Source organism: Bacillus sp. AFS088145, from assembly GCF_002564465.1.
Classification (GTDB): domain Bacteria; phylum Bacillota; class Bacilli; order Bacillales; family Bacillaceae_G; genus Gottfriedia.
In genome coordinates this window covers 1-11,921 of record NZ_NUUX01000052.1, presented here as the reverse complement: position 1 = coordinate 11,921, position 11,921 = coordinate 1, and the positions used below count along the sequence as shown (strand labels likewise).

The window sequence follows — 11,921 nt, the reverse complement described above, 5'->3', positions numbered from 1 at the left end:
CTGCCATTTAGCCACTCATGCAGCGCTAGCGCTGCACCACAGAGAATGAAAATTGTTCATCGTGTCTAGAATATTTAATGGCTGGCGAGGAAGGTCTTTGCACTATGGTGCCTTAGAGCCCATCATTTAGTCTGACTCCGACGACCACGGTGTACCACCGACTGTCGCGCCCTATATGGGTAGCACTCATGGGAGATTAATCCTTTTTTGGTTGTCGCGCTAGCCTCATTTTTATTAACTACGAAAGGAAGATTTTGATTTCCGCTTTTCCAAACTGAATAAAATCACCTAACAGGCTCAGCCTTTTTTTTAAAGAGATTTTTCTGAGTTTATTTTGTATGCCCTTTTTAGGTTTTATGGCGAATTTAATTTTCATGGGAGGTGCATAAGAAAAACGCTCCTTCGTTATTCAAGAATCGCACTGCGTTAGTTCAATAAGATTCAATACTTTCTGCAATCTTTTTCAATTCCTCCGCGGGAAACTATAGAATTTCTCATAGAAAACAATTTATCTGCCAATATCCCAAATAGTCCTAATGGTGATTTATATTGAAATTCATCTATCATCATAGTTCCTCCAGGCTCCTCTATAAACTGATGGGTATGAGTAAATGAATGGAACGCCCCTTTGATCATAACATCTACAAACTTCTTGGGTTTTTCCATTAAAATCACTTTAGCGGTTAATTTTTGTTTTATACCAAAATGAATTGCCTTCCAGGTAACAAAATCCCCTTGTTATAATAATCCCTCTGTCACACCACCAACAGCTTTTTCTTTTGTTCTATAAGTAGTTTGCGTGTGAACACTAACAATTCTTGCAAGATTGAAACATATATCAATAGGTGCTTTTATAAATTGGTCATGTTTAATAATTGGCATTACTTTCTCCTAATAATAGATTTATAAAATATATTAGATTGTTCCTTTAATTATCCTATTAAATAAGAAAATAGGAACTGATCACTCAGTTCCTAATCTGTTATTCAACTAAAGCATTGCGTTAGCCACCCATGAATCAGTGATTCACAACAGTGAATGGAAGATTATATCGCTCTCCCATGGTAGTTGAATAGCGATCAAACGTACCAGGCATCTTCTGTGAATTGATTCCATTCCACTTTAAAACTTTTCGCCTTAAGTTTAATACAACAATTTCGTTGTTGTTCTAACACCTAATAAGAGACAGAAGCAAAAGAACTAACAGTAAGACTAAAAGAAACCATACTTTGTTATGATTTTGCTTTATACTTCCTCTTTTTCAATTTTAAGACAAGCAGAAGTAGCGGCGGTTGTATACCAAATAAAAAAAACGCAACATTGCCCATCGTATCCCCAAGTTTAAATAGGTCATTCGTATTTTTCGGGGTCATGGAAATGATATAAATAACCGGAAGCAAGCCAAACATAAATGGATGAATGTTTTTTTTAAAGAGTTGGGCAAGCCCCAAAGAAGCAGCATAATGACTAACGTTAAAGCAAGTAAACATTTGCATAATCCATATTACAAGCAACAAAGACTCAAACCGTTCAAATAGCAAACCAGGCATTTCAAAACTTCGCACGAGATCAATCGTTGGCCAAGTTTTGGTTACTACATCATCGACGGATAGTCCACCGATGACCATTACGATAGTTATCAAGTAAAAGATCAGTGGGATGAAAATTCCAACTAAAACAGCTTTTACTGCTTGGTTTGGCTGTTTCATATACGCCATTATAATCAACATGCTTTCAAAACCTATATATGAGAGAGCCGTTGTTTTGATTCCTTTTAGTACGGGCATGATCCCCAACCCCAGTACCGGGCGCAGATTATCCACTTCAAATATTTTAAAACTCATAAAAGCAACCACCAAAAAAACGCCGACCGTAATGGGGAGAATAATTTCAAACAGACGGGCAATCGGATTTATGCCGCCCGTAATTAAATAGAGACCTATCCACATAAATGGCATCGCGATGGCCCAAGTTGGGGTACCTTTCAACAAAAATAAACTTGTTACTTCTACTAATGCACAGATATGAAATCCACCCATCATTAAAAAATAACATACAAGGATTAGACTTAGTAACTTACCCATCCATTTCCCTACAATTTCTTGGCTGTATTGATAAAAGGTTTTTCCTGGAAACCGTTGTCCTAATTTGACCATAATAACTCCTGCCACCATCGCAATCAGCCCGCCTAAAATTACAGTTAACCAGGTATCTGGTGTTTTCACTTTCTCTGTAGCTGCTCGTGGCAAGGTCAGAATTCCCGTTCCAAGTATATAATTGATAATGATAACAACTACTTGAATTGTTGTAATACGGTCTTTGGGGCTAGTAATCATCGCAGGTCACTTCCTTATTCACAATTCAGGATTACTACTTTCTGAAGGCTCATTACTTCTCATTTTTCCACATTTCTTCTTATAAACGGTACAATTTTACATTTCCAAAAAAGAATAAAAATTATGCATATTGTATTCATGTGAAGTTTACATAATAGCAAGCCTTCCAAGAGCATTACTTATTTTATTTCCCGTCTTTTTTTGTATAAAAACTTGTATAAAATTAAAAGATTTTAATGCTATTATCAAGAATTACTTACTATTCAGTTGTAAAATCAGTGTTCATTCCGAAATTAATTCGTTTTTAAAATCGGTTGTAAAATCCATTTCGATTAATTTCCGATTTTAATAAAAACGTTGATATAACAACGTTTTCCCGACTTAACATACACCTTTTCATCAGTTATATCACCTGCAAAAACGTCTAAAACCTATACAGTATCGTACGTTTCGACTGCTCTTTGCTGGCGATTAAAATCTTTAACTGCATTAACAAAGTAAGTAATAATCGTATTTTCATTATCTTCTTTATCTATGCGATTTTTTTCTGCTCATCACTATAATATTTATTTTGAAATCGAATTGACCTTTTTTTCATTTTCTTTCTTACTTCTATAAGTTTTTTGATTTGCTCTTCATTAAACGTTGTAACTTTTCGATCTTTCCAAGCTAGAAGTAATTTATCTATAAAGAATTTATCGACATTTAAAGAAGAATTAGCGTAAGCTATTTCGAGTCTTTTAGAGTCTTTCATCTCATTATGGGTTGTTAAATATTTATCGTTCTCTAATTCTTTAATAAATGCTTTGTGATTTTGGATTAAATTCTCACCAACTTTTACATCTAACGAATAAATTTCAGACCTTATTCCTAAATTATTAAATTCTTCTTCTAATTTTGTTTCCATTTTTTGTATTTGGGATATTTTTTCTTCCTTTATAATCAATGCTTGTTCTAATTTTTTTCGTTTTTCCACTGACTTAATAGAATCATTTTAACTTTTACCTACAAATAAAAGCACTCAAACAATGGTTGAGTGCCTCAGCGATTGAAAAGATTGCTTGTCTTTTATATTCATAGAATTGGTCTTTATTAAATCCAAGCTCTGGATAAATATTTATATCTTTAATTCAATGGCCAGTCTGTTTTTGTAGTTCTTAATCAACTAACGTAATGCGTTAGTTGATTAAGCTTTTTGTTTAGCTTTAAGAAATTTTCCCATAGGGTTGGTAATAATGGTTGGGTAATTAAAAAACTTGATGATTAAAAATAAAAAGAGAATGCCTCAGGAAGGATTCTCTCTTTAGAGTTCATTTATGTGATATCGGCCAAAGGCAAACAAGCTTGTAAAAAGAGAGAAACTTACAGGATAAGTTTCTCTAAACAATAGGTGATATTGGAAAAAAAGTAAAACAAGAAATGTAATATTAGTATATAAAAATTAATATCAATTGTTTAAGTTATACGCCTAATCCAATGGAAAAGTTTTCCAATTTATTAGGCAAATTCTTCCCTGATATTTACTTTTTGAAAAATCCTTATGCAACTAATCTGCCATTTTGTTGAATAAGAATCCTCTCTATCCCATTGATTAAACTTTGTGTATTTATGATAAAAAACAGAAAAACTCTCAATGGGGTCTCTCTGTTTCTCACTTTCTACGAATTTTATATAGATTTACTAAACTCTACTTTTATTTATGTCGGGCCGCTTCTTTAGCCCTTCCATTTTTTACCTTTTCCTTTTCCTTTTCCATGTCCTTTTCCTTTATTTTTATGCTCCTTCTTTTCATGCTTGTCTTCTTTCCAACCATCATCTTGCTCTTTCTCTTCTTCTCTATACATTTCCTCTTGTTTCTTTTTCTTTTCTAATTGTTTTTTATAATTCTTTCCAAGTAGTGGTAGATCGAACTTATTGGGCGGAATTTCCTTTCCAGATTTCAATATAATTTCTTTAAATATTACAGTCGCGGTTTGACTACTTGATGATGTCAAATAATGATTTTTATCTGTTTTATCATAGCCTAACCATACTGCCCCAACGATGTTTGGAGTATATCCTACAAACCAATGGTCTTTTGCTCCGTTTTCAGTGGAAAAAGGCAGCTGAGTAGTTCCTGTTTTACCTGCAATATCTCTGCCTGCTATTTGTGCTTTAACTCCTGTTCCCTCTTTGACAACACCCTTGAGCATAAATGTAATTTTTTGAGCGATGGATGCCTCGGTCACCCGAGTTTGTTTTTTATTCCATTTCCCAATCGTCTCTCCATCTGCATTCTCAATTTTTTGAATCGCATGTGCTTCTACCATAATGCCGTTATTTGGAAAGGCGGAAAATGCTTGAGCCATTTTTAAAGGGGATGTTCCTTCATTCATACCTCCAAGAGCTAGACCAAGAGTCTGATCTTTTTTATCTAATGGAATACCAAAACGCTTTACTGCATTTATCCCATTACCTAATCCTATTTTTTGCAATAACCAAACAGCAGGTACATTATAAGAGTGGATAAGTGCGTCATACATCGTAACTTCTCCATGAAATTGATTGTCAGAGTTTTGAGGTTGATAGCCATTGATATTAATAGGATGATCTTCTAAAGTATCAAAAATATCATATCCTTGTTCCAACGCTGGAGTATAAGTTGCCAATGGTTTCATTGTAGACCCAGGCTGACGTTTTAATTGAGTGGCACGGTTGTATTGCCTGAAAGTATGCTCACCACGTCCGCCAACAAGAGCAGTAATACCTCCTGTTGAAGGGTTAATCAGAATGGCTCCGCTTTGAATGGTTTGATCAGACTGACTTTTAGGAAACAAATTGTTATTTTTATACACATCTTCAACAGCACTTTGAATGGCAGGATTCAATTCGGTATAAATATGGAGTCCTCCTGAAAGAACCTCGTTTGGTGTCAGATGATATTTATTGATCGCCTCATCAATAATATAATCTACATAATATGGATATTTACCTTGGTAATCTTTATTTTTCTTATCTACTAATACAATTGTTTGTGCCTTAGCCTTCTGAGCTTCACTTTGACTAATATAGCCTTCATTTTCCATTAATGACAGCACAGTATTCCTACGATTAATTGCTTTATCGAAATTTTTAAAAGGCGACAGGTTAGAAGGAGCCTTAATGATGCCCGCTAACATCGCTGATTCGCTTAATGTTAACTGATTCGCATCTTTCCCAAAATACACTTGGGCTGCACGTTGAATACCCCAAGCACCTTCTCCGAAATAGATCTGATTCAAATAACGCTCTAAAATTTCATCTTTTGAGTATACTCGTTCAATCTTTTTTGTCAAAATCAATTCTTTTAACTTTCTTGTATAGGTACGCTCTTGTGTTAGAAAAGCATTTTTGGCTAACTGTTGCGTAATTGTACTTCCACCTGCAACAATTTCTCCACTTACTAAGTTTTTTAGTAGCGCCTTTGCAATCCCGAAATAGTTAATACCATTATGCTTGTAAAAGCGTTGATCTTCTGTTGCAATAACGGCATGTATCATATTTGCTGGAATTTGCTTTATGCTGACTCCCTCGATGTTCGAAACTGAGATCTTACTTGCGGCTTCTCCTTTTTGATCAAAGATGATTGTCGGCTGCGGTGCAGGATCTTCCAATTTACTTACATCACTTGTCCAAATCAAGATATTCATAATAAATAAAAAGCATACAGCTAACGCTGCGACTATCGATAATATTTTGAAAAGGAAGCCTTTGGAAGATAAACGGTTCCATAGTTTCTTTGATAATTTTCTTTGCTGTCTTCTCTCTATTCTCCCCACACTGTTTTCCCCTTTGTAACTGTTTGTCATTTATCTGTAAAAATGCTTATCATTTGCTGGATGGTACATCCAATAATCTTCTTTATCCTATAAAAGCTTCTATTAATCTAATTTACTTTCTTTGATTCGGTCTTCTCATGAACAATACGTACATACCGTACTAAAGAGGAATTGATCAAACTAAACCCTTTTTCATTTTTCACAAAAAAATAATCATACTTCAACAGTTTACTCATCACTTCAAGCCGAATCTCCTCAATAGTAACTTCTAATCCTTGGGTTACATTTTCCCATTTTATAGAGGATTCACAAGTGTAACAAACATAAAGTGTTTTCAAGTATATCTTCCTTTCTTTCGCTCCTGTCTTCACAAAAAAAATACCCTTTCTCATTGGGGTATTTCACAGTATACTGCTATCTTCGTTTACATAACTTTTATTTTATACTAGCTATGTTTGTATTGTTTGATTTATCACAATTATACAAGGTGTTGTGATATATATCACTAACTAATAAAAGGAAAAAGCTAACAACTACTCATATCGTGTTACTTCTCTAATTGATGAAATGATGGAATTTCAAGATTAATTTACAGATAAAGGTGGGCTTATGAAATTACCAGAAGCTTTTGGGAATACTCATCTGTTCAGTACAACCCTGTTTATAATCACACATGGCTTTTAATATGTACCCCGATTATTCCAATAAAAGGAAAACCCCATTCATTTTTTTAACAATATTGCTCAACTATACTGCAATTATGTTGAATAAAGTCCTCTCTATGCCATTCATTAAACTTAGTATTCATGACAAAAAAACAGAAAACCCCTCAATGGGGTCTCTCTGTTTTTCACTTTCTACTAATTTCGCACGCCATTTAATTCTCCATAACCGCTCTCTATTTCGCTGCCTTCTCATACTCCTGCTTGAAAAAGCTCTTCATAGAATGGAACACATCTGACTTCTGCTTTAGAATATAATAGCGAAATTTCTCGTCATTTATGTTTTTATATGCGGACATTAGCGTACTATGTCGATTGTATTGGTTTACTTCTCCGTATCCGAACATATTGCTCACTTTCATTAATTCCTGAACTAATTTTACACAGCGAGCATTATCAGATGTTAAATTATCTCCATCAGAGAAATGGAATGGATAGATATTATATCTTTCAGGAGAATATTTGTATTCAATCACTTCTAAAGCTTTTCGATAAGCAGATGAACAGATCGTTCCTCCGCTTTCTCCTTTTGTGAAGAACTCTTCTTCTGTAACTACTTTTGCTTCTGTATGGTGTGCAATAAATTCGATATCAACTGATTCATATTTTGTTCGTAAAAATCTAGTCATCCAAAAGAAGAAGCTTCTTGCCATATACTTTTCCCATAAGCCCATACTTCCGCTCGTATCCATCATTGCGAGTACAACGGCTTTAGATTCTGGTTTTCTAATTTCATTCCATGTACGGAATTTTAAGTCTTCTGGAGATATTGGATAGAATGATGGCGTACCACTCATAGCGTTACGTTTAAACGCTGACATCATCGTACGTTTTTTATCAATGTTACCCATTAACCCAGTTTTTCTAATGTCGTTAAATTCAATGTTTTCTACTGTATTTAAGTCTTGTTCTTTTCGTTTTAGATCAGGTAATTCTAACTGACTAAAAAGAGCTTCCTCTAATTCCATTAGTGAAACCTCTGCCTCGTAATAATCTTCACCTGATTCTTTGCCTGCGCCTTGCCCTTTACCAGCACCTTTTTGCGGCTGGCCTCCTTGTGAACCATCTCTTGCCACTACATCGCCAACTTTACTGTCTCCAGTTCCCTGACCAACGTGCTTGTTTTTATCGTAGTTGTATCTAATCTTATACTCATCTAGTGACCGGATTGGAATTTTTACTACATCGCGCCCGTTTGACATGATGATGCTTTCTTCTGTGATTAAATCTGCTAAATTCTTTTTAATCGCCTCTTGTACCTTTTCTTGGTGGCGCTGTTGGTCGTCGTGTCCTTTACGATGGAGGGTCCAGTCTTCCTGTGAAATGGTAAAATTATGCTTTTGTTCATGTTCATTATTTTCATTACTCATTTTCTTTCCCTCCCTTACTTGTTTTGATTTATTTGTAAAAATAAAAAAATCGTCACACAGTAATACACAATTGCATAAACTATTTCGGTAGGTGATTTTCTACCCTTTTTTATGGATTACTCTATCATATGCAGAAGGACACAATAATTGACAATGTTTCTTCTAAATTTTACACCCATTTTTTCAGAAAATAGGACGAGTCCTTAAAAATAAATATATTTATATAAAAATTCCAATAAACTTTTGCCTTTAACTATATGTAACAATACTTAAAAAAGAACAAAAAAAGTGGAAAACTAGTAAAAAGTTTTCCACTTTTTTATTTAAGGTAAATTATGCCCCATTCCAGCTACGTAAATTCGTAGCCATTGTTCCGCTGACATACTTAACTTTGTAGACTCAACTGCTGTTTTAACACGTTCAATTTTACCAGACCCTACGATTGGCATCATTTTAGCAGGGTGAGCTAATAGCCATGCATACATTACTTCGTCGATTGAATTTGCACCAATTTCACTAGAAATCTCTTCAAGCATTGCTCGAACTCTTACCGCTGATTCAGACTGACTAGTAAAAATTTGTCCGCCTGCTAATGGGGACCAGATCATTGGAGCAACATCTTTTTCAAGTAATAAATCAATTGTTCCTTTTTCAAAATGCTCTAATTGCATTGGAGAAACTTCAATTTGATTTGTTACTAAAGGCATGTTTAGATATGCTTGTAATGCGTTAAATTGAGATGGTAAAAAGTTTGATACCCCAAAGTGGCGTACTTTTCCTTCCGAATGAAGTTGATTAAACGCCTCTGCTATTTCCTTTGGATTCATAAAAGGATTTGGTCTATGTATTAAAAGTAAATCGATATAATCTGTTTGTAGATTTTCCAGAGAATTATTAACACTCATAAGGATATGCTCTTTACTAGTATCATAATGATTCATTTTAAGTTCAGGAAACTTTGATGACTTTAACTTTATTCCACATTTTGTAACGATTTGGATTTTTTCACGAAGCTCCGGTTTTAGTGCTAAAGCTTTTCCAAAAATTTCTTCACAAGTATAGCTTCCATAAATATCGGCATGATCAAATGTTGTAATTCCTAAATCAATACATTCTTCTATAAAAGTGACTAATTGTTCTGATGTCATTTTCCATTCAGATAAACGCCATAACCCATGAATTATTTGTGAAAACTCAAGATTTTCAGCTATTTGAATTCTTTTCATTTACACTATCTCACCTTTCTTTTTAATCATTATCATCATTATAGGATAAACATTATTAATTGCAAAAGAAAACGGCTATCTAATAGATAGCCGCTTAAACAATTTATCGGTTAAGTAATGAGCCTACGTAGCGTAATAATTCATTTGCTGATGTTGAGTTATAACCATATTCATCAACTAATCTGCTGACAACGTCATTGATTTTCTTTAATTGACGCTCGTCAGGAGTTTTTGTGGACGTCGTAATCTTCACAACATCCTTCAGATCCGAAAAAAGTTTCTTTTGGATTGCTTCTTTTAATCTTTCATGTGAATTGTAATCAAAACGTTTACCTTTCCTTGCATATGCAGAGATTCTGATTAGTATTTCTTCACGGAATGCTTTCTTTGCATTCTCAGAGATACCAATTTGTTCTTCAATCGAACGCATCAACTTCTCATCTGGATTCATCTCTTCACCTGTTAAAGGATCACGAAGCTTATTCTTATTGCAATATGCTTCTACATTATCAAGATAATTATCCATAAGTGTTTTTGCAGACTCTTCATATGAATAAACAAAGGCTTTTTGAACTTCTTGTTTTGCAATATCATCATATTCTTTTCTTGCGATTGAGATAAAATTCATATAACGCTCACGATCTTCATTAGAAATAGATGGATGTTGATCTAAACCATCTTTTAATGAGCGTAATACATCCAAAGCATTAATTGAAGGAATCTCTTTTCGAATAATTGTAGATGAAATACGGTTAATGACATATCGTGGATCGATACCATGCATACCTTCATCTAAATATTCTTTCTTCAGCTCCTCTAAATCAACATTGTTATAGCCTTCTACCATTTCACCATCATATAGACGCATCTTCTTAACTAAATCAATATCTCCTCGTTTTGGTTCTTTTAAACGAGTAAGAATTGTAAACATTGCTGCAACACGTAAAGTATGTGGAGCAATATGAACATTTGAAACATCACTTTCAGAGATCATTTTTTGATAAATTCTCTCTTCTTCACTTACTCTTAGGTTATACGGAATTGGCATTACGATTATTCGAGAATGAAGTGCTTCATTCTTCTTATTATTAATAAAGGATCTGTACTCTGTTTCATTCGTATGAGCGATGATTAATTCATCCGCAGAAATCAATGCAAAACGCCCTGCCTTAAAGTTACCTTCCTGTGTCAGGGATAATAAGTGCCATAAAAACTTTTCATCACATTTTAACATCTCTTGGAATTCCATCATTCCACGGTTTGCTTTATTTAACTCACCATCAAACCGGTAGGCACGTGGATCTGACTCTGAACCAAATTGAGCAATTGTTGAAAAATCAATACTTCCTGTTAAATCTGCAATATCTTGAGATTTTGGATCAGACGGGCTAAAAGTACCAATACCAACTCGACGATCCTCTGATAAAAATACTCTTTCTACCATTACATCTTCTATTCTTCCACCAAACTCTTGTTCAAGTCTCATTAAGTTTAAAGGTGAAAGATTTCCTTCAATTCGAACTCCATATTCATTGAAAAAATCATCTCTTAAATGGTTAGGAATTAAATGTAATGGATCTTCATGCATTGGGCAACCTTTAATAGCGTAGATTGCTCCTTGATCAGACCTAGAATAATTTTCTAAGCCTCTTTTTAACATCGTTACTAGTGTAGATTTACCACCACTTACAGGGCCCATTAACAATAAAATACGTTTTTTAACATCTAATCTCTTGGCAGCAGGATGGAAATATTCTTCCACGAGTCTCTCTAGCGCTTCTTCTAATCCATATAGGTTGTTATTAAAGAAACTGTAGGTTTTTTTACCATTCACTTCTTCAATACCTGCGTCTTTAATCATATTATAAATTCTAGAATGTGCAGTTTGTGCAACCAAGGGCTCCTCTTTTAGCATTTCAAGATACTCAGCAAAAGTGCCTTCCCATTTCAATCTTTGTTCCATGTCCCGGTGCTGCTCAAGTTTCTTTAAAATATCCATGGACAAGTACCTCCTTCTTCTCATCTGTAAGAGAGATTATTAAAGGATATGCAAGGATGTCCGTACTCATGCTATATCTTTGAGTAGGAAAATATATTTTATCGAAATTCAATTCTCATAATTTTACTTTCATATTTCTATGTTTTTTTTGTATAATAAGGTTTAGGGTGTTGGGAATTTTTCAATTGGGAGGATACATACTGATGAGACTAGTATTAATTTTATTAGTTACAGCATCATTCTTAGCAGCAATTTTCACTGGCGGCTATAATGACAAACCTGGACTGAAAAACAGATAATATTTTTTAAAAGATGCTTCTAAACGCGGATCTAAATTTTATTTAGACCGTTTTAATGGAAGCATCTTTTTTATTAATTTAAGATTTTATAAAATCTTAAATTAATAAAAAAAAATCACCATTTATACGGTGACTCAGTGTCTGGACAAAGTATTAAAAAATTGATTTTCAG

6 protein-coding genes and 1 pseudogene are annotated in these 11,921 nt (G+C 34.0%); all 7 read right to left on the bottom strand.

Features of this window, described 5'->3' with window-relative positions:
• Positions 1 to 431: 431 nt before the first annotated feature.
• Positions 432 to 882, bottom strand: a pseudogene (locus tag COI44_RS22925) (SRPBCC family protein).
• A 350-nt stretch (positions 883 to 1,232) separates the two neighbouring features.
• On the bottom strand, positions 1,233 to 2,336 hold the full coding sequence (locus COI44_RS22920; RefSeq protein WP_098429954.1) for a spore germination protein: 1,104 nt from the start codon (positions 2,334 to 2,336) through the stop codon (positions 1,233 to 1,235).
• A 532-nt stretch (positions 2,337 to 2,868) separates the two neighbouring features.
• Positions 2,869 to 3,312 carry a hypothetical protein gene (locus COI44_RS22915; protein ID WP_098429953.1) on the bottom strand — a complete coding sequence of 148 codons (444 nt, stop codon included), beginning with the start codon at positions 3,310 to 3,312 and terminating at the stop codon, positions 2,869 to 2,871.
• 739 nt (positions 3,313 to 4,051) lie between these two features.
• Entirely contained in the window at positions 4,052 to 6,133 is a 2,082-nt protein-coding gene (locus tag COI44_RS22910) for a transglycosylase domain-containing protein (protein WP_098429952.1), read from the bottom strand.
• 898 nt (positions 6,134 to 7,031) lie between these two features.
• The gene (yhbH, locus tag COI44_RS22900) at positions 7,032 to 8,225 is read right to left on the bottom strand and encodes a sporulation protein YhbH (RefSeq protein WP_025671718.1); all 1,194 of its coding nucleotides are present in this window, start codon (positions 8,223 to 8,225) and stop codon (positions 7,032 to 7,034) included.
• A 323-nt stretch (positions 8,226 to 8,548) separates the two neighbouring features.
• A complete protein-coding gene (locus tag COI44_RS22895; protein ID WP_098429950.1) occupies positions 8,549 to 9,451 on the bottom strand; it encodes an aldo/keto reductase in 903 nt (300 codons plus the stop codon).
• Positions 9,452 to 9,554: 103 nt separating this feature from the next.
• A complete protein-coding gene (locus tag COI44_RS22890; RefSeq protein WP_098429949.1) occupies positions 9,555 to 11,450 on the bottom strand; it encodes a PrkA family serine protein kinase in 1,896 nt (631 codons plus the stop codon).
• Positions 11,451 to 11,921: the final 471 nt, after the last annotated feature.

Bases quoted from the DNA above. Each gene is read 5' to 3' on its own strand.
- COI44_RS22895 (WP_098429950.1), bottom strand. From the start codon at position 9,451: ATGAAAAGAATTCAAATAGCTGAAAATCTTGAGTTTTCACAAATAATT.
- yhbH (WP_025671718.1), bottom strand. From the start codon at position 8,225: ATGAGTAATGAAAATAATGAACATGAACAAAAGCATAATTTTACCATT.
- COI44_RS22920 (WP_098429954.1), bottom strand. From the start codon at position 2,336: ATGATTACTAGCCCCAAAGACCGTATTACAACAATTCAAGTAGTTGTT.
- COI44_RS22890 (WP_098429949.1), bottom strand. From the start codon at position 11,450: ATGGATATTTTAAAGAAACTTGAGCAGCACCGGGACATGGAACAAAGA.